Here is an 18,885-nt window from a genome sequence, read left to right on the forward strand (position 1 = left end):
ATATTTATTTTTTAAAAGTGATTTTGGCAAAAGCGTTCTTTGGAACCTGGATCTGGTAGTGCTTAGTGTCTATTTTACTAAGTTTAACCTCATGTATGGCATGACCTGCATCAGCAGTATCCTCAGCATCAAAGCCTACAGCTCCATAGCTTTTGGCGTTAAAACCATCAAGATCCAACTTTATATCAAGTACGTTCTGATCTTGCTCCTTATTTATCAGGTATACCCACATGGTTTTGCCGTCTGTACTTTTTACAGCCAGATTAACCAGATTTTTTTGGGTACTCTTACTGCTCACTTTTTGCTGCCTCAAAACGTCTTTATACAAGGCGAACATACCATACATCCTGTTTGGCCGATATTCCTCTTTGGCATTTAACAGGGCACGGAAGGCGGGAGAAGGCCAGGAAAGAGGCCAAAACGTTGACATAAATAAACCGCTCTGAATGTACTGCGTAAATTGTTCGGACACCATTAAGGCGGACTGTGCTTCGGTAGGAGGAGTATTGCCTTCTCCTGCAGGGCCAATATTCCATTCCAGTACAACCAGTTTGATATTGGGAAAACCAGCATCAGCAAATATTTTTTCAAAAATATCTTTTTGCTCACGATAGGGTTTAAGTCCCCTGTGTTTCATCAGGCCTTCTTTTTTCCAATTTTCGAACGTTGCATTTTTGAATCTCCAGTACATATGAACATCTACGAAATCGATGTTCTTACCGGCCTTAGCCAGTAATGCTTTTGTATAGTTTTCTGTATTGGGATGTGTGTTGACAATGATCTTAATATCAGGATCGACATTTTTCATTGCCGGGACATATGTGTTTACAGCCTCCGCATATTGTTCCGATGTATAAGTAAAATTGGCATCATGCTGATAGGGTTCATTGTCCAGATAGTAGTATTTTATTTTCACTCCCTTTGCCAGGCAATGTTTCATTAAACGTACTGCCTCATTAACGCCATCCTGAACCCGGTTATACTTCATTCCTGAGCCCATGTTTATGCCTAAAAGCGGTTCTATTTTTTGCTTTTTTATCACACCCAGATATTCATCAATATCCATATAAGTGGAAGGGTCTGTATTTTTTGAGGAATTAAAATCGGGCGACCAGCTGTCGCTCCAGCCCTGACCGGTGGGATTTTCCCAGTGGTACTTTGTTACCACAGTACCGCCGGGGTACCGCAATTGGCTGGCGCCTAAAGCTTTGATCATAGCCGGTACTTTACCGCTGCCGCTCTGCCAGCCGACGTCACTTTCGTATGAATAGACAATATTGAATCCCATAATATTAGGACTAACAATTCCTTGTTCAATGCCCGCATTTATCGATATGACCACCTCATTACCAGATATAGGATCGACAGATTTTGTAAAGGACAGCTGGCTGATCACACAGATGCAGCCAATAATTTGTAAGGTTTTCTTATACATTATATATTTTTTACCAGGTCCCCTTATACAGGTGATCTTTCTTTTTTTCATCTATGGGTTTAAGCGGAATATACAAACCCTGGGTTTTTCCAAGCCAGTCCCATAATCTCATATTAAGATCCTTAGCAAGAGTTTGCATTTCAGGCTTACGTATCAAATTATTTACCTCATAAGGATCTTTTTGTATATCGTATAGCTGATCGATATCCCATATGCCCTGGCTGCGTATAAATTTATACTGATCGGTACGCACCGCATATTGGGTTGGTGTCTGTGGAAAAGCATTCTCCCAGTAATATTCATAATAGACTTCCTTTCTTCGGCTGGCATTAGGCTGTCCTTTCAGGAGCGGTGCAAATGAACTTCCCTGCATTTGTTTTGGTTTTTTGATCCCTGCCAATTCCAGGATGGTGGGAGCGATATCTACGTTTAATACCATTTCTTTGATCTTGGTACCTGCTCTGATCAGGGAAGGGCTGCGGGCAATAAGCGGCACCCTCATCGACTCCTCATAGGCATGTCTCTTATCGATGAGCCCATGTTCTCCAAAAGAAAACCCATTATCTCCCATATAAATAACAAGGGTTTCTTTATCAAGACCGTTTTCTTTCAGATAATTTAGAACGCGCCCCACGCTGTTATCAATACCCATCAGCGTTTCCAGGTAATCAATATAAAACTGGTCAAAATCGGTTTGTCCGTGGTACATGAAATCCACGCCATGCCAGCTATAACGCTGTGCCCTTACCCACTGCGGGATATCCTTGTAGTTAAATGCATAGGCCGTTGAATCAGCCTGCTGGCCACGTGTAAATTTTTTACTTCTTGCTGTAGCCGTTGAAAACATGGATACAGGATACTGGATCTGAATATTCTTATAAAGACCTATATCCTTTTTAGCCGGTTTGAAATCTGAATGCACCGCTTTATGTGACAAGTAAACAAAGAAGGGTTTGTCTTTCTTTCGCTTTTTCAGCCAGTCTAAGGTAAGGTCTGTAAGGATATCCGTGATATAAGCATTGTCGTGATATTCTACAACTTTTCCGTCAATATTCATTCTGGGGTTATAATAAACCCCTTGTCCAGCGAAGCTTACCCAGCGGTCAAACCCGGGCCGCGGCTCACCCCCGCCCCCYCCCATATGCCACTTTCCAAAGAACGAAGTCTGATAACCTGCTTTTTGGAGATACTGAGGGAAGAATATTAATGATTTCGGCGCTTGCGCCTGATTGTCCACAACGGTATGGGTATGTGCATACTGTCCTGTTAATATAGATGCCCTGCTCGGAGAACAAAGGGCAGTGGATACAAATGCATTTTGAAAATGAGCTCCCTCATTGGCTATCCTGTCGAGATTGGGCGTTTTTAACCCAGGTACCTTCCCTGTAAAACCCATAAAATCATACCGATGATCATCTGATAAGATAAAAATAATGTTTTTAGGTTTAGTTCCGGGAATAGTTTGATAAGACAGGTTTTGAGCCATGGCAAAAACAAAACAAGCCGGCGCTAAAAAAATAATTACGGCAAATATTAGTTTCAGATATTTCATGAGGTTTGGGGCAGGTGGTTTAAACTCCCAGGGACCATCCCTGACGGTATTCGCGTTTAACAAATTGGTTAACTGCATTAAAATTGGTGACCTTCATATTTTCATTATCCCATAAATATTTGATAAAACGGCCTGGGTAATCAACTTTTCCGCTAGCTTTCGTTTCCTGTATATCATAGCCACGGATGGCAAGATTTGCCATCAGCAATGCTTCCGTTAAAGGACCAGCTATCTCAAATGGCGAGCTTACTTCTTTTTTACCATAACCTGCGATAGCAGCTTCAACCCATTGTGCGTAATGACCATTGGATTGTCCGGGAACCCTTTCCAGTGTTTGTTTTATTTTTACTTCCTGGTTCATACTGAGTGGAAGCAAGCGGGCATTTGCCCCATAGGTGCTGGCCATCATTTTTCCTTTTGTGCCGATAAACAAGGTACCATTCTTACCATCTCCAAACAGTTCATTTGCTCCTAGTTCTTTCGGGCGCTCGGGCTGTATCCCACCATCCATCCAATGTAAAGTGATTTCGCCCTGTGTTTTGGTTGTTTTAGGGAAAGTTAACGTGGCATGACTTGAAGGAGGGCAGCTATCCGGGAAATACCCCTGTTTCATTGCGTCTATAAAGACCGTACCTACCGTAGCCTGTACATCCTTTACGTAGCTCAGGTCAAGTACCCTGAAAGGCGCTTCAACAAGGTGACAGCCCATGTCGCCCAAGGCACCCGTACCATAATCCCACCAGCCGCGCCAGTTAAACGGAACCAGTTTATCTACATAGTTTTTTTCGGGTGCTGTACCCAGCCACAGGTTCCAGTCCAGCTCTTTTGGTATCTCCGATTTCTGGTCGGGCCATGGAATACCCTGGGGCCATATTGGCCGGTTAGTCCAGCAATAAACAGTATGAACATCACCGATTATACCTGCATCGTACCATTCTTTTAATTGTCTTGTTCCATCGTTTGATGCACCCTGGTTGCCCATCTGGGTAACTACCTTGTATTTTTTAGCCGCTTCTGTAAGCATCCTCGCCTCGTAAATGTCATGCGTCATAGGTTTTTGCACATATACATGCTTACCTATCTGCATGGCCGCCATGGTAGCCACAGCGTGCGTATGATCAGGGGTGGATATAGATACTGCATCAAAATTTTTGTGCTCCTTCTCATACATCTCCCGCCAATCTTTATAGTATTTTGCCTTTGGAAAATTTTTTACCGTTATTGCTGCACGCGCATCATCAACATCACATAAAAAAGCAATTTCAGACTTGCCACTCTTATAAAAGTTTGCAATATCCGACTGGCCCTTCCCTCCTGCTCCAACAGCTGCTATCATCAGTTTGTCACTTGGTGCTGTAAAGCCTTTCCCACCTAAAACATGACGGGGTACGATCATAAAACCTGCAGCAGCCATAAAGGTTGTCTTTATAAAATCTCTGCGGGTATTGCCTGCTTGTTTGGCGTTTCTATCTGACATAAAATTATTTTGTATAGTGGTTTTATTTACCTGGTCTGACTTTTCTCTTTTACTTCTTTCAGCATGTCTGAAAGCTTTTTAACTTCTTTCGGATAGAGATGCGCAACATTGTCCCGTTCGCCACTGTCGTTCTTTAAATTATAAAGCTGAGGTTGAGGATTATTTCCTAATTCTATCTTTGTCTGCGGATTTATGGCAGGTCCCTTGCCTGGCTCGATGTACTTCCAGTTACCCTGGATGATTCCTAATGTGTTATTTATAGACTGTTGGACAATATATTCCCGGCTTTTACCTTCTCCCAGTAAGGTACCCAGGCTATTAAAGCTGTCCGGGGCATTACTGTCTGTTATAGCCTGCCCGCTTAGCGCCGCAAGGGAGGCATAAAAATCTACCTGACTAAACAAGGCGTCTGACACTGTTCCTGCTTTTATCTTTCCGGGCCATCTCAGGATTAAAGGAACTCTGGTTCCCCCTTCAAACGCACTGTATTTTCCGCCCCTACTTATGCCAGAAGGCGTATGCTTTCCAAGCAGCTCAGCGGCCTGGTCCTGGTAGCCGTCATCAATAACGGCTCCGTTATCACTGCTAAAGATAAGGAGCGTATTATTGGCGATCTTTAAGCTGTCAAGGGTCTTTAAAACCTGCCCAACGGTCCAATCCAATTGCAGGATGGCATCCCCACGGGGTCCCATGCCGCTTTGGCCTGCAAAACGGGAATTCGGAAGCCTGGGCACATGAATGTCATGAGTTGCGAAATATAAAAAGAAAGGCTTATCCTTATTTTTGTTGATGAAATTAACCGCGCGGCTGGTGAAAACATCAGCCATATCTTCGTCTATCCAGCGTGCTTTATTACCCCCGCTCATCCAGCCGATACGGCTTACTCCATTAATTATTGAAGCATCATGTCCGTGGGAATATTTCATTTTCAGCAATTCCGGATTTTCTGTTCCTGTCGGATCGCTCCCAACTTTTTCCTTATAGGATACGATGATCGGATCAGCCGGATCAAGATCTACGATCCTATGGCCCTCCATGTAGACACATGGTACCCTATCGGCAGTTGCCGGCATAATGAAGGAATAATTAAATCCGATCTCCAATGGGCCAGGCTTAATGTCTGCATTCCAATCCGGACCTCCCTGCGGCCCTAAACCCAAATGCCATTTCCCTACGACTGCAGTCTGATATCCGGCTTTTTGTAGCATCCCCGGCAGGGTTTCTGCATCTGTAGGAATAAGCAGGGCAGCGTCACCAGGTGCGATCCCTGTTCCGGTTTTTCTCCATGCGTATTTTCCGGTAAGCAATGAAAATCTTGAAGGGGTGCAGGTAGCAGAAGTTGCATAGGCCCTGGTAAACCGCAAGCCTTGCTTAGCAATACGATCTATATTTGGGGTATTGATCCCGGTTGTCCCATTGGCACTAATATCTCCAAAACCCAAATCGTCAGTGTAGATTACAATCACATTAGGTTTGGGTTTTGACTTTTGTGCATTTGCCGTGGATGTACAAAATAGTACAGATCCTATAACTAAAAATTTCGATACGATATTCATGAGTTCACCTTCTGACTATAAGACTATTGTCGGGCCGGATTCCTTTAAAGCAAAAAAAAATATTTCTCGAATTCTGATATGAAAGCAACAATGGCAAACAAATAAACTTTCTTGCTTCCTGTTCAGAAAGCCATTATTGGCCATTCATAAAGTAAAGAACTTATAACATCAAACAAAGTATTTGAACAAAAAAATCCGTTTTTCTTTATGAAAAACGGATTTTTTTTGTTTCTATCCAATTATAAAGATAGATAATTGTCTTCTTTATTTTTCTATCACCCTAAAACCAGACCTTTTATCCAGAGCGTATTTAATATTCAAGTTTATCACTCCTTGTTTTTTATTGACCTTTATTTTCTCCAACAGATTTAGTGAGCTATCATTTAAATTTAAAATATTGCCATCATTAATCCTGATCTCCGTCATAAAGTAGAGTTGGTCGTCTTCAGATAGGTTGGTTTGAATATTCTGATCGTTAAAGTTCCAGTTTCTCATTGAGGAATTCTCGATAATGGAATAAATCGATTCTTTATTAAAATTGATTAATTCAGCAATTCTTTCCGGTTCTCTAGAACCTCTGCTTAGCTTGCAAAGTGATACTTTAATTTCTTCAGGTAAAAAGACAACTTCTTTAGGCAATTGGCTTGCAAGATTAAGCATGATCGCCACCTGAGGTTCTGCAATCAGCGCCCGAGACATCGTTTCACTTATCACAATATCAATCCCAGATGAGGGCACATCCCATAACGAAGCATCACATTGATGAATGTTTTTAACATAAGCATGCAAATCGAATAAGTCGATAACCTGTTCTAGTATCTCAATACTTTCAGGGTTAATCTCCAGAAATGTAAATTGTACGTCTTCAGGCTTGAGCATCATCATAATCGGTAATGCGAGTGCTGCGAATGGCCCGGTTCCAGCATATAGAACATGAATTGGTCTTCTATTTTTGCCTATCGCTTCTAACACAGATGAATAAAGAGCCCTTGAAAAGCGTTGGGTTCTAAAAATCTCCCTGATACAATTTGCGGCCCAAAAAGTGCCTATTGCATTACCATTAAGAGTTTGAATATGTTCTCTTCCAGCCGAACCATTAACATCGAATTCCTCAAATAAAAGATCAGCATAGCCCATTACCGCAGGGGCGAGTTTATCATGAAAGTTTTCGAGATTGAGGATATCTATGCTATACTGGGACAGTCGCTCTTTTAATTCTGTTTTTTTCAATTTGATCAATAATTATATGGTTTAATTCTATTTACCAGTAATTACTTTACGGTGCTCTATACCCCATTCAGCAAGGTTGCTGATGATGGTCTTTAACGTCATGCCATATTCTGTTAATTTATATTGAACAGATATAGGCTGAGTATCTAATACAGTTCGCTTTATCAGTTTATTGATTTCCAGCTCCTTTAATTCTTTACTCAACATTTTGTTTGATATTCCTTGTACATCATTCAAAATGTCAGAAAATCTTCTTTTGTTATAATAGCAAATGGAAGAAATGATGGAGACTTTCCATTTTCCATTCAAAACATCCATCGCATCGTGGATGGCCATAATCTCTTTTTTATGCCCTAATTGGCATTCATTTTCAGTCATAAGTTACTTTGTTACCCGAAAGTTACTGTTACTTTTCGTTACAAAGTAACCAAAATAAATTTACCTATTCTAACTTTGTACCATAAACAGTTAAAAATCTAATCATGGACTTTACAAATAAAAACGTCGTTATTACAGGTGGAACTACCGGAATAGGCCTAGCAACAGCAAAAGCATTTATCAGCGCAGGTGCAAACGTTTGGATTACAGGCAGAAATGCCGACAATCTGCAGAAAGCAACGGCAGAAATAAACAACCCGAAATTGTTTACTGTAGTATCAGACACTTCAAAACTCGAAGACATTTCGATCCTGGAAAAAGCAGTTGCAGAAACTGGAAACAAATTAGATGTCCTTTTCCTGAATGCTGGAATTGCGACATTTGAGCCAATAGAAAAAGTAACTGAAGCAAATTTTGACGCCCAATTCAATACCAATGTTAAAGGGCATTTCTTCACATTGCAAAAATTACTTCCACACCTGGCAGATGGAGCAGCGGTAGTTTTCACTTCGTCAACGGTTGCAACAGCTGCAAATTCAGGAGCCAGCGTATATTCTGCAACCAAAGGAGCATTGAATAAAATTGCCCAGATTGCAGCAAATGAACTGGCGGGAAGAAAAATTCGTGTAAACATTGTTAGCCCGGGACCTATTTTAACCCCTGGTTTATCAAATGCCGTACCTGCAGAAGCAAAAGATTTTTTGGCTGGGGCTACAGCTCTGCAACGAATTGGTGATCCTGATGAAATTGCAAAAACCGTATTATTCCTGGCTTCTGATGCCGCAAGTTTTATAACAGGAACAGAGATCATTGTGGATGGTGGTTACCTTAACTACGCATTAAAATAGTGTGTGATATCACAATTCAAAAACAAAAAAGCCGCTTTTCTTATCGAAAAACGGCTTTTTTATTGTGACCCCAACTACTTCTGGCTCTGTTTACCGTTAAAGCTGGTAATGGTATTTCCATTATAACGATACACTCCATCAAAAGCGCCAAACCAAATATTTCCTTTATGATCTTCTAAAATCCCGAAGATCATTGGTTTATTTGTTATTTCAGTTACAGTTGGTTTTTTATTAGAGAAGGACTTTTCATCATAACGGGAAAGTGCCCAAGCTGCGGTATTAGCACTTTCTGAACTAGTCCAAATGTTTCCTTTTTTATCTTCGTAGATATAACCAACAAACTTCTGAGTAAAATTGGTAAATGTACTGCCGTCATAGCGCCAAAGGCCATCATTGCCCCCCAGCCAAATATTGCCTTTTTTATCTTTGATTATCGAACGAACATTCGCAAAAGGTTTTCCGTCTTTATTGGTTATAGTGGTAAATGTCTTTCCATCATAAACGCAGGCATAACCCCTTGTACCAAACCAAAGTTTTCCTGTTTTGTCTTCAATAATAGAATTAACATCATTATGCATCCAATGACCTTCTGGAAGCGGTTGTTGGTAAAATGACACGTGGATAGAATCAGCATCAGTATGGGCTGCCCCTTCTTTCATTTTAAAATTTTGAAAGGATTTCCCATCGTAGCGACTTGCTCCGCCTTCAGTACCAAACCAGATATTACCGGTTTTATCTTCATAAATATTAGTTACCCGATCATTAGCAAGCCCGTCCTTGGTTGTAAAATTTCGAAAGGACTTTCCATTGTAATAATAAACACCTGAGCCAATAGAAGCGAACCAAAAATTTCCTTTTCTATCTTCTAAAACAGAAAAAAAACGGGCAGAACTCACTTTACTGCTAATATTAGTAAAAGATTTTCCATCATATTTAAAAATACCCTCCCATGAGGCAATCCAAATGTTGCCCTTTCTATCTTGTTTGATTGTACGAACGATGCTGTTGGGGCCCTGAGAAGTGGTTACGTCTTTGGTTTCAACGACATCTTGAGCGCCATTTTTTTGTTGAGCCTGTACGGGAAAATAAATTACTCCTGCCAGTATGATCAGCAGGCTGTAAAAAACATTTCTTTTATTTTTCATATCCTATTAAAATTGATTCACCGAAATTACTTTGATATCTTTCCCTCTGAAGAATAAGGATTGTAAATAAAAATGTAAACTTTGTAAATAAAAACTTGACACTATGCATCTTATCCAAAATCTCATCTCCGGGAAACGCAAATACCTGTTCGGATCAATCATACTCTTGTTTATCTCTGTAATCTGTGTGGCTTTCAGTATGGAGGATAATGAAGATTTTGATATTTCCAGAAGGGAAGTTTTGCTCCGCAGGATCGGACATGAACTGCTCTTACAGTCTGCCGATAGTAAATCAAGGGTGCTTCCGATAAAAAAGATCGCAGAAAATGAATACCAGATCAGGTTTGAGAATGAGCTTACTTTTCTACCCGACTCCCTGGTGAATACTACCCGGCGTTTGTTGGCCAAAGACCCACAGGCAAGTGATTATGTTGTCAACGTTCTAAACTGCGGAAACTCTAGTGTAGCCTATGGATATGCTATATCCAAAAATAAAAAAGATGATATTGTAGCCTGCATAGGAAGACAGCAGCCCAGAGCATGTTACAGGATTAACATTAAATTCAAACCGACAGGTATAAATGCAACTACGAAAGGTTACATTCTCAGCGGCCTTCCCTTTTTAGCATTTGTTGGTTTTATATTTTTGAGATCGGTTAAACCGCGAAGAGCCTTACCTGACGGTCAGTATAGTGACATGTTAACTTTAGGCACAGTGAGGTTCGACGCGAAAAATCGTAAGCTCATCATCAACGGAAAAGCAATAGATTTGACCGGAACTGAAACCCGTGTACTACGCATTTTCGCGTTGTCTCCTAACGAGATTATAGAGAGAAGCCGGCTGCAAAAAGAGATCTGGGAAGATGAAGGCGTTATTGTAGGGCGTAGTCTGGATATGTTCATATCAAAACTTAGAAAAAAATTGGAACTTGATCCAAACATCAACATTACTGTTATCCGCGGCAAAGGATACAAGCTTGAAGTTACGAACAGTTGAGGAGGTCGAAATGAGAAAGGCCCCTTTAAAAGGAGCCTTTCTAAACTACAGACTTCTTATTTTATTCGACTTGTTTTCTTATAAAGCTATAGAAATCTGTTATGCAATCTATAACAACCAACCTTAGTTCCTCGCTTTATTTTCATCCCACAATGTGACTAAAATAATCATGGAAATAAGCGGAAGAAATAAGGAAATCCAGAACCAACGCCAAAAACTCTTTCCCGAATGCATGGCAAGAATGCCTGCAGCAACCTGAAAGCAATTAATAATTGAAAGTATGAACAGAATAAAAGCAATTTCTAACATAATATTTTATTTATAATCAGTTAATTAATATGGTGATGAACACTCTCTTCGAGGAAGGGGTGATTTTTGGGAGCAAGCGCTTTAAATTTGCTTAGCGAGCTTAAAACAAGATTGACAAATAAGCCAGCAAATCCTATGAAAATGGAAACTTCAATAAAACCGATTTCCGTATACCAATGTGACTGAGGGCCTGTTGTTCCTGGCATAATCATTAACCAATAATCCACCCAGTGACCTAACACAACGGTAACACAAACAAACTTCATTAATTTCATTTGCCTTTTAGCATCACGCGACATCAAAACAAGTAAAGGCACACAAAAATTAAGTACTATATTAGCCCAAAACCAAATATTGAATTCGGGTTCCTGTCTTTTATAAAAATAAACTACCTCTTCAGGAATATTTGCATAGTACTGTAACAAAAACTGCTCAAACCATAAGTAGGTCCAGAAAATAGAAAACCCAAATACCTGCAACCCTAAACTGTGCAAATGGTTTTCATTTACCCATTGCAGATAGCCTGCTTCTTTTAAGTAAATAATGGTTAAGGTAAGGACAGCGAGTCCTGTGACTAAAAAAGCGGAAAAATTATACCATCCAAACATAGTTGAGAACCAGTGTGCTTCTAATGACATGATGGTATCAAAAGTGAATAGTGGAACAGTAAAACCAACGACTACTAGAAAAATGCAGGAAATCTTAAAACTCTTTTTATGATTCAGTATTCCGCCGATCTCGTCTTCATTTCTTGAGTATTTTACAAGCAACCACCCTAAAAAGCTATATGCCGACAGGTAACTAACTAAACGGATAAAAAAGAATGGTATATTTAAATAGGCTGATTTTCCGGCAATGAGCGCATCATAGTTTTCACTCGCTGGTGAAGTAATACCTTGCGCGGCCCAAAGCTTGTAGAGATACGGCAATATTACTTCTTTTCCTTCTTCATTGAGACCGGTATGGGTGGTAAATATTCCGGCAGCAATAATAATTAACAGTATAGCGGATGCAGCGGGAAGCAATCTGGCAAATACCTGGGGAATCCTTAGTATAGAAGCAGACCAGCCAGCCTGTGATACATATTGAATTGCACAAAAGCAAACCCCAAAAATACATATTGCTGCAAAGTAATACCCCATTAACAGTAAATTTGAAAATGTCCGCTCAGCGCTACCTGATAAAAAGCCATATAATGTGCCAGTTATACCGATTGTAATCAATACAAAAGTCCAAGCCCTGGTTTTGCGCTTAAATATGAACTGTTCGTCGAAACTATGATTTGTCATTGTTATAAATTATTATGTTGAATTAAACTTTCTGATTCTTTATTTCTTTCTGTTATTTATGCCGTTATCATATCTTTTATAGCTGAACTTATTTCAACAGCTTCCGCGTATTTGAAAAGACAGATAATATCTTCATTAGAAACAATGCTGTTCGCCTTAACCACCATTAGGTATTTATTGTCATGTCGTTTTAGCTTGATCAGTTTTGGCGCGGCTCCGGGAAATAAACGAGTGGAGAAAAAATAGGTAACAGTGATTATAAGTAAATTAAGAAATAGGGAAAAAAGAGATTTTCCGTTGATAATATTGGAGCTGCCTGTTGCAAAAAGGCAATACCCCAGTGAACTAAATGCTACCCCACCCAGACATCCATATTTTAAAATCGAATAACCTAGACGGATCTTCTTTATCTGGAGTTTGAATTCAATTCCGTACACATGCTTGGGCATATATACCTCGAAAATAGGAACCTTATGATGTTGCAGCACCTCAATTCCATGAAATAGATCGTCCAGGTCGTAAAAATGCAGTAAAATTGATTTACTTTTCCTCATAATATCATTGCTCCGTTCGTCATCTGCTCTCAATTTATTGTTACAAAGTTATTTCATTATGAAATAAAAAAACAGATACAGCTTTTAACAAAAAAACCAGAACAGTTTGTTAATTTTGACCTTAGGTTAATACTGTTTTATGAAAAATGAGCACGACTTATTTCGGTACGAAGAAATAGTAGATAAAATCCAGAGTATCATCAAAAATTTAAACCTTAAGCCGGGGGATAGAGTTCCTTCATTAAGACAAGTATGCAAAGAACTGGAAGTTAGTCTGGCAACAGCCCTCCAGGCATACCGTACCCTGGAAGCTAAGGGATTAGTTATTTCCCGGCCAAAATCAGGTTATTTTGTCAATGCAACAACTAAAAACAATTTAATCCAAAAACCACATAATGACAAATACATCCCGCTCCCAATCAATGTGACCCTAAATACAATGATTGCGAATATGCTTGTGAATATGAAGCAATTCGGATTGGTAAATTTTTTCATTTTTGCCCCTGTTAATGAATTGTTGCCAATTTCAAGAATAAGTAAAGCAGTAAGGGATGCATTAAAAGACACAAATAGTGACAGTTTTCAATACCCATTAATTGAAGGGCATCCTAGATTGGTAAAACAGATTGCACGGCAAACGTTTGATTGGGAGCTAAGCCTCTCTACAGAACACGTACTGGTTACAAATGGTTGTACCGAAGCAATCAACTTATGCCTGGATGCCATTGCACAACCAGGAGATATTATCTTAATTGAGTCCCCCGCTCCATATGGAATCCTTCAAAGCCTGGCATTAAGGAATCTGCTGGCGCTTGAGGTTCCGGTGCACCCGGAGACTGGTCTCTACCTGGATCAACTGGAGTTTGCCATAGCGCAGCACAAAGTGACCGCCTGTGTGCTCACGACTGTAATAAACGCACCAATGGGCTGTGCGATGCCAAAAGAAAACATCCTAAAACTATTAGAAATATTAAAGAAAAATAATATTCCGTTGATAGAGGATGATGCTTTGGGAGATTTAAGTTTTACACATCCCAGACCTTTACCTGCCAAAGCCTATGATCTGGACAACAATGTACTTTACTGCACCTCTTTTTCCAAGTCACTCGGCCCGGGTTTCCGAATTGGATGGGTATCGGGGGGCAAATACCATGAAAAAATAAAAAGGCTGAAATATATGTCCAATTTCTTCACAAATGGTATATTACAGGATGCGATAGGCCGCTTTTTAGAAACAGGACTTTACAATTCCCATTTAAAAAGAATGAAAACTGCTATGCAGCAAAATTTAGCTCGTTACATGGACTCCATTAACAATCATTATCCCCCAGATATTAAAATTTCTACACCCAAAGGAGGGCTGTGTCTTTGGATGGAATTACCAGCCCATATCGATGCTTTAGAGTTGCAAAGAAGGGCGATTGACCAGGGCATTGGCATTTGTCCCGGGCAAATATTCACTGCATCAAATCAATACAATAATTTCATCCGCCTAAACTATTGCCTGTTGTGGACTCCAAAGATTGACAAACATCTAAAAAAACTAGGAACGCTTATTATTAATTATAATAACCCTCAGAGATGATTGGCTTTGCCGTTATTTTCACGAAGATAGGCACATATTTTTGCTTGAAAAGCGCTGCGTCAATACCTATAGCGAGCGTCCGGAATAGACAATTATTGTTGTTTAATTCAAAAAACAAAAGTATATTTATCTTGCTAACAAAGTAAATCATGGTCTTTGAAAATAATTCAAAAGAACGCCTGAGTGTAATCGAATTGAACAAAATAAACAGTGACACCGTTTTCGATATTCACGAAACAGATATGACCTTCATATGGAATACTGGTAGTCGCATGAACATTACAATCGATAAAATTTCCTATCAATTGTCAAAAAACCAAATTGTTTTCCTAACTGAGTTTCATAAAATTGACACCATTGATTTGGAAACAGCAAGAATGGTACGTTTTAATCAGCCGTTTTATTGTGTTGTTAACCACGACAATGAAGTCGGCAGCAAGGGAATGCTCTTTTTCGGTGCTTCAGCTGTGCCCGTTATTTCGGTGGATGACAGTGCTGTTAAAGACTTTGAATTTTCCTGGAACATCTTTTGTTCCGAAATGCAACAAAAAGATACGCTGCAAAAAGACATGTTGCAATCGATGCTCAAGAGAATGCTCATTCTTTCGGTCAGAATATTAAAAAAATCCAACAATTTCGATAAGCTTGAGAAAAGCCAATCTGATATTATCAGAGAATTCAACTATCTCGTTGAAGGTCATTTCTCGAAGCATCATGATGTAGCCTTTTATGCATCTAAACTCAATAAATCCCCAAAAACGCTCTCGAACCTTTTTTCTCTTGTCTCCGATCGTGCACCGCTAAACATTATTCATGATCGAATCATGATTCATGCAAAAAGACAAATTAACTACACAAACCTTTCGATCAAAGAAATCGCCTACCAGCTTGGTTATGAAGACATTCAGACGTTCAGCCGATTTTTTAAGAATAAGGAAGGAATATCCCCTGTTCAATACCGGGAAAAGTTTAGCATGTTGCAAAACTAAACCGATCTGATTTTTGAATCGTTTTGACACGACCATGGCCATGCCATGCTTTTTTTTTATCTCTACTCCTTCTGAATGGCATTAATCGCACTTAGGAAGAAATGCCAACTCTTCGGGAAAACGTGCCTATCTGACACATGACTTTATCATGCAACTTTGTTATGAAAATACAAATAAAATATCTTAACAATTTAATCAGTACTGTTATGGCACGTTTAAAAGCTTTAAATCCGGAAGAAGCTACCGGAAAAACTAAAGAGTTATTTGACTCAGTCAATAGTAAAATGGGTATGATCCCCAACATGATGAGAACCATGGGAAACTCAGCAGCAGCACTCAACGGATATCTGGGATTTAATGCTGCGCTGAACAATTCTTCTATCGGAACTAAACTGGGAGAGCTGATTTCCCTGACTGTGGCGAATGAGAATGGTTGTAATTATTGCAACTCCGCACACAGTTACATCGGAAGTAAAATCGGATTGGAAGCAGCAGCTATAAATGATGCCAGATCAGGAATATCTGCTGATCCCAAAATAAATGCTGCTCTTGGTTTTGCAAAAGCTATTCTCGATAACAGGGGACACGTTTCAGACACCGTAATTGAAGACATTAAAGCTGCCGGATACAGTGATGCAGAAATTGTCGAGATCGTGGCCAAAGTCTCTCTAAGCATCTATACCAATTACCTAAACATCGTTGCCGGAACAGACATCGATTTTCCAAAACTTACACCAATTCAAAAACTCAACCATTAAACATTATGAAAACTACGTATAACACCAGAAAAATCCAGGGATTGGAAATTTTCTACAGAGAAGCAGGCGATAAAAATAAACCTACACTAGTGCTGCTGCACGGCTATCCTACCTCCTCTCACATGTACAGAAACCTGATCAGCGACCTCTCTGACCGTTACCATCTGATCGCACCTGACTATCCAGGCTATGGCAGAAGCGAACAACCACCTATTGCAGAATTCGAATACACATTTGACAATTATGCGAAAATAGTGACCACGCTCCTATCTGAACTCCAAATCCAAAAGTACAGCCTGTACCTGATGGACTACGGAGCACCTGTAGGCTTCAGGATTGCGAGCGCAAATCCTGAAAAAGTGGACTCCCTGATCATCCAAAATGGATGTGCCTACGAGGAAGGCTTGGAAGCCTTCTGGGATCCGATCAAAGCATATTGGAAGGACATCAACGATAAGGAAGCGGAAGCAACACTGGGTACATTCCATGATGCAAACGGGTTGAAATGGCAGTATACGCACAGTGTGCCAGATGTGTCAGCAATTTCCCCCGACAACTGGGAGATCGACCTCAGACACCTGGAGAGACCCGAAAATGCAGCTATACAGCTCGCTATGTTCTATGACTACCAGAACAACCTGACACTTTACCCGAAATGGCAGCAGTACTTCAGGGACCATCAGCCAGAAACATTGATCGTCTACGGAAAAAACGACTACATCTTCCCCGGATCAGGCGCAGAGGCCTTTAAAAAAGACCTGAAAAACCTGGAATTCCATCTCTTTGAAACAGGGCATTTCGCACTCGAAAGCCATGGAACTGAAATCGCTGAAATCATCGGAGACTTCCTGAAAAGAAAAGTAGTAAAATAAGCAGGTCATCATTTATGTCGCAATTTCTGTTGCGACATAAATACTTTTTCTAAAAAAATAGTGGATTTAAACTAACAGATAATGAAAAGCATAGCAATTAATGGATTTGGAAGAATAGGCAGGGCAACACTAAAGATTATATTAGATACTGAAGATCTTGAAGTAGTAGGAATAAATGACTTAATGAGTATTGAAAATGCTGTATACTTATTGAAGCACGATAGTATCTATGGATCTTTTGAAAAAAACGTATCGTACAAGAACGACCTAATTTACATCAATGGTAAATCGATAAAATATTCTTCTATTAAGGAGTTAACTGAATTACCATGGAAAGCACTCCATGTTGATGTAGTGGTGGAAAGTACCGGTGTATTCACCAATAAAACGGATGCAGAAAAACATCTTAAAGCAGGGGCTCACTTCGTAGTTATTTCCGGACCAACTAAAGATACCCCAACTGTTGTACACGGAGTAAACACAGAGGACGGAAACGTGGCTGTTTTTTCCTGTGCCAGCTGTACAACCAATAACATCAGTCCGATTATAGAGATACTGGGACGAAGAATTGGAATTAAAAAAGCAATACTCAATACTACACATGCTTATACCGCATCCCAAAGTTTAGTGGATTCTCCGTCCAGAAAAGAACCAAGAATGGGAAGAGCGGCAGGTATTAACCTAGCTCCGGCAGCTACAGGGGCTGCAATAGCAACAACCCGGGCATTACCACAATATGCAGGTAAATTTGACGGCATTGCCATCAGAGTACCTGTAACTGTAGGTTCTATCTCTGACATTACGTTCATTGCTGAACGTCCAACAACTATAGAAGAAATCAACGCTGTATTAATCGAAGAGGCCGCATCAAAACGTTACAATAAAATAGTAAGTGTTACAGATGAACCTTTCGTATCGACAGATATCATAAAAAGTCCCTATGCCGCTATCGTCGATTTGGAACTGACAAGAGTTGTTGATGGGGATCTGGTCAAAGTTATGGCATGGTATGACAACGAATGGGGATTCACCAGCCAAATGATTAGACAGATTCAATCTTTATAAATAGATAATAACATCATGATAAATTTAAATGTAAATTTAAATAAATTGAACGACACAAGTATTGATATACTGGCATTTGGCGCCCATCCAGATGATGTAGAGTGTGCCGCCGGTGGAGTTGTGCTGAGCACAACTGCATCCGGTGGTAAAGTAGTAATTGCAGACCTTAGCAGGGGTGAAATGGGAACTTTTGGCGATCCGGTTTCGCGTAAGCAAGAGGCGGAACTGGCATCAAAAATATTGGGATTGCAGGATCGGATACAATTGGATATGGGAGATGGAAATATAGAAAATAGCCAAAAAAACCGGTTAGAAATCATCCGTTTAATCCGGCGCTACCGTCCGAAGATCATCCTGGCCAATGCCATAAACGACAGACATCCAGATCACCAGAAAGCATCTGACCTAGTTTCACAAGCATCATTTTTATCTGGCCTAAAGAAAGTAGAAACGATAGATGATGGTATTTTGCAGAAACCCTGGAGGTCAAAGGCTGTGTACCATTACATACAGGACTATTTTATAGAACCTAATATTGTCGTTGACATCAGTGCTTTTTATAAACAGAAAATGTCAGCGATCAAGACCTACCAAACTCAGTTCATTTCAGCTGTAGATCAGCAGGCAAATGGAACCATTTCACTCTTGAAACAAATTGAAAGTACAAATTGTATTTTTGGCAGGGCGATAAATGTGAGGTATGCAGAGGGATTTACTACGGAACGCTACGTAGGCACAACAAACCTTTTAGAGCTATTGTAATACAACGCATGACATCGTTTATTCTTATCAGATTTCTGATCACACAATCGACATATGTTGATTATGTGATCAGAAAAAAAAAGT

17 protein-coding genes are annotated in these 18,885 nt (G+C 39.9%); 8 read left to right on the forward strand and 9 right to left on the reverse strand.

The genetic code is table 11. From position 1 onward, the window contains the following. Positions 1 to 4 precede the first annotated feature (4 nt). The 6 genes from FBD94_RS09150 to FBD94_RS09175 form a co-directional block, all read right to left on the reverse strand. Positions 5 to 1,435, reverse strand: a complete 1,431-nt coding sequence (locus tag FBD94_RS09150; protein WP_136879979.1) for a hypothetical protein — start codon at positions 1,433 to 1,435, stop codon at positions 5 to 7. Positions 1,436 to 1,445: 10 nt separating this feature from the next. Next, positions 1,446 to 2,987 (reverse strand): sulfatase family protein, encoded by a 1,542-nt coding sequence (locus FBD94_RS09155; RefSeq protein WP_136879980.1) that lies wholly within the window; start codon positions 2,985 to 2,987, stop codon positions 1,446 to 1,448. Positions 2,988 to 3,006: 19 nt separating this feature from the next. Further along, positions 3,007 to 4,464, reverse strand: coding sequence for a Gfo/Idh/MocA family protein (locus FBD94_RS09160; RefSeq protein ID WP_136879981.1), 1,458 nt, complete (start codon positions 4,462 to 4,464; stop codon positions 3,007 to 3,009). A gap of 26 nt (positions 4,465 to 4,490) precedes the next feature. Further along, a complete protein-coding gene (locus FBD94_RS09165) occupies positions 4,491 to 5,930 on the reverse strand; it encodes a sulfatase family protein (protein ID WP_235884419.1) in 1,440 nt (479 codons plus the stop codon). A 354-nt stretch (positions 5,931 to 6,284) separates the two neighbouring features. Continuing rightward, positions 6,285 to 7,250: an SAM-dependent methyltransferase gene (locus FBD94_RS09170; RefSeq protein WP_136879983.1), complete on the reverse strand. Its 966-nt coding sequence runs from the start codon at positions 7,248 to 7,250 to the stop codon at positions 6,285 to 6,287. 27 nt (positions 7,251 to 7,277) lie between these two features. Then, a complete protein-coding gene (locus FBD94_RS09175) occupies positions 7,278 to 7,628 on the reverse strand; it encodes a winged helix-turn-helix transcriptional regulator (RefSeq protein ID WP_136879984.1) in 351 nt (116 codons plus the stop codon). 104 nt (positions 7,629 to 7,732) lie between these two features. Between FBD94_RS09175 and FBD94_RS09180 the strand changes: the two genes are divergently transcribed. Further along, positions 7,733 to 8,476: an SDR family oxidoreductase gene (locus FBD94_RS09180; RefSeq protein WP_136879985.1), complete on the forward strand. Its 744-nt coding sequence runs from the start codon at positions 7,733 to 7,735 to the stop codon at positions 8,474 to 8,476. Positions 8,477 to 8,550: 74 nt separating this feature from the next. Here FBD94_RS09180 and FBD94_RS09185 read toward each other — a convergent pair whose 3' ends face one another. Further along, positions 8,551 to 9,621: a ligand-binding sensor domain-containing protein gene (locus tag FBD94_RS09185; protein ID WP_136879986.1), complete on the reverse strand. Its 1,071-nt coding sequence runs from the start codon at positions 9,619 to 9,621 to the stop codon at positions 8,551 to 8,553. 103 nt (positions 9,622 to 9,724) lie between these two features. On the opposite strand from FBD94_RS09185, the gene FBD94_RS09190 reads away from it, so the two are divergent. Next, positions 9,725 to 10,618: a winged helix-turn-helix domain-containing protein gene (locus FBD94_RS09190; protein ID WP_136879987.1), complete on the forward strand. Its 894-nt coding sequence runs from the start codon at positions 9,725 to 9,727 to the stop codon at positions 10,616 to 10,618. 329 nt (positions 10,619 to 10,947) lie between these two features. On the opposite strand, the gene FBD94_RS09200 is transcribed toward FBD94_RS09190, so the two are convergent. Continuing rightward, entirely contained in the window at positions 10,948 to 12,216 is a 1,269-nt protein-coding gene (locus FBD94_RS09200; RefSeq protein WP_136879989.1) for a quinol:cytochrome C oxidoreductase, read from the reverse strand. Positions 12,217 to 12,272: 56 nt separating this feature from the next. Beyond that, positions 12,273 to 12,770 carry a quinol:electron acceptor oxidoreductase subunit ActD gene (locus tag FBD94_RS09205; RefSeq protein WP_136879990.1) on the reverse strand — a complete coding sequence of 166 codons (498 nt, stop codon included), beginning with the start codon at positions 12,768 to 12,770 and terminating at the stop codon, positions 12,273 to 12,275. Between the two features lie 139 nt (positions 12,771 to 12,909). Here FBD94_RS09205 and FBD94_RS09210 point away from each other — a divergent pair, with 139 nt between their 5' ends. The 6 genes from FBD94_RS09210 to bshB1 all read left to right on the forward strand — a co-directional run bounded on the left by FBD94_RS09210 (position 12,910) and on the right by bshB1 (position 18,801). Further along, positions 12,910 to 14,355, forward strand: coding sequence for an aminotransferase-like domain-containing protein (locus FBD94_RS09210; RefSeq protein WP_136879991.1), 1,446 nt, complete (start codon positions 12,910 to 12,912; stop codon positions 14,353 to 14,355). Positions 14,356 to 14,504: 149 nt separating this feature from the next. Further along, positions 14,505 to 15,344, forward strand: coding sequence for a helix-turn-helix domain-containing protein (locus FBD94_RS09215; RefSeq protein ID WP_136879992.1), 840 nt, complete (start codon positions 14,505 to 14,507; stop codon positions 15,342 to 15,344). A gap of 206 nt (positions 15,345 to 15,550) precedes the next feature. Next, positions 15,551 to 16,102 carry a carboxymuconolactone decarboxylase family protein gene (locus tag FBD94_RS09220; RefSeq protein WP_136879993.1) on the forward strand — a complete coding sequence of 184 codons (552 nt, stop codon included), beginning with the start codon at positions 15,551 to 15,553 and terminating at the stop codon, positions 16,100 to 16,102. Positions 16,103 to 16,107: 5 nt separating this feature from the next. Then, positions 16,108 to 16,974, forward strand: coding sequence for an alpha/beta fold hydrolase (locus tag FBD94_RS09225; RefSeq protein WP_136879994.1), 867 nt, complete (start codon positions 16,108 to 16,110; stop codon positions 16,972 to 16,974). A gap of 81 nt (positions 16,975 to 17,055) precedes the next feature. Continuing rightward, entirely contained in the window at positions 17,056 to 18,039 is a 984-nt protein-coding gene (locus FBD94_RS09230) for a type I glyceraldehyde-3-phosphate dehydrogenase (RefSeq protein WP_136879995.1), read from the forward strand. 15 nt (positions 18,040 to 18,054) lie between these two features. Continuing rightward, on the forward strand, positions 18,055 to 18,801 hold the full coding sequence (gene bshB1 / locus FBD94_RS09235) for a bacillithiol biosynthesis deacetylase BshB1 (RefSeq protein WP_136879996.1): 747 nt from the start codon (positions 18,055 to 18,057) through the stop codon (positions 18,799 to 18,801). Positions 18,802 to 18,885 lie beyond the last annotated feature (84 nt).

The organism is Pedobacter hiemivivus, assembly GCF_005144565.1.
GTDB lineage: Bacteria > Bacteroidota > Bacteroidia > Sphingobacteriales > Sphingobacteriaceae > Pedobacter > Pedobacter hiemivivus.

What these genes read in the sequence shown, in the direction of transcription:
- FBD94_RS09150 (WP_136879979.1), bottom strand. Translation starts at nt 1,435, where the DNA reads ATGTATAAGAAAACCTTACAAATTATTGGCTGCATCTGTGTGATCAGC.
- FBD94_RS09160 (WP_136879981.1), bottom strand. Translation starts at nt 4,464, where the DNA reads ATGTCAGATAGAAACGCCAAACAAGCAGGCAATACCCGCAGAGATTTT.
- FBD94_RS09175 (WP_136879984.1), bottom strand. Translation starts at nt 7,628, where the DNA reads ATGACTGAAAATGAATGCCAATTAGGGCATAAAAAAGAGATTATGGCC.
- FBD94_RS09180 (WP_136879985.1), top strand. Translation starts at nt 7,733, where the DNA reads ATGGACTTTACAAATAAAAACGTCGTTATTACAGGTGGAACTACCGGA.
- FBD94_RS09185 (WP_136879986.1), bottom strand. Translation starts at nt 9,621, where the DNA reads ATGAAAAATAAAAGAAATGTTTTTTACAGCCTGCTGATCATACTGGCA.
- FBD94_RS09190 (WP_136879987.1), top strand. Translation starts at nt 9,725, where the DNA reads ATGCATCTTATCCAAAATCTCATCTCCGGGAAACGCAAATACCTGTTC.
- FBD94_RS09200 (WP_136879989.1), bottom strand. Translation starts at nt 12,216, where the DNA reads ATGACAAATCATAGTTTCGACGAACAGTTCATATTTAAGCGCAAAACC.
- FBD94_RS09205 (WP_136879990.1), bottom strand. Translation starts at nt 12,770, where the DNA reads ATGAGGAAAAGTAAATCAATTTTACTGCATTTTTACGACCTGGACGAT.
- FBD94_RS09210 (WP_136879991.1), top strand. Translation starts at nt 12,910, where the DNA reads ATGAAAAATGAGCACGACTTATTTCGGTACGAAGAAATAGTAGATAAA.
- FBD94_RS09215 (WP_136879992.1), top strand. Translation starts at nt 14,505, where the DNA reads ATGGTCTTTGAAAATAATTCAAAAGAACGCCTGAGTGTAATCGAATTG.
- FBD94_RS09220 (WP_136879993.1), top strand. Translation starts at nt 15,551, where the DNA reads ATGGCACGTTTAAAAGCTTTAAATCCGGAAGAAGCTACCGGAAAAACT.
- FBD94_RS09225 (WP_136879994.1), top strand. Translation starts at nt 16,108, where the DNA reads ATGAAAACTACGTATAACACCAGAAAAATCCAGGGATTGGAAATTTTC.
- FBD94_RS09230 (WP_136879995.1), top strand. Translation starts at nt 17,056, where the DNA reads ATGAAAAGCATAGCAATTAATGGATTTGGAAGAATAGGCAGGGCAACA.
- bshB1 (WP_136879996.1), top strand. Translation starts at nt 18,055, where the DNA reads ATGATAAATTTAAATGTAAATTTAAATAAATTGAACGACACAAGTATT.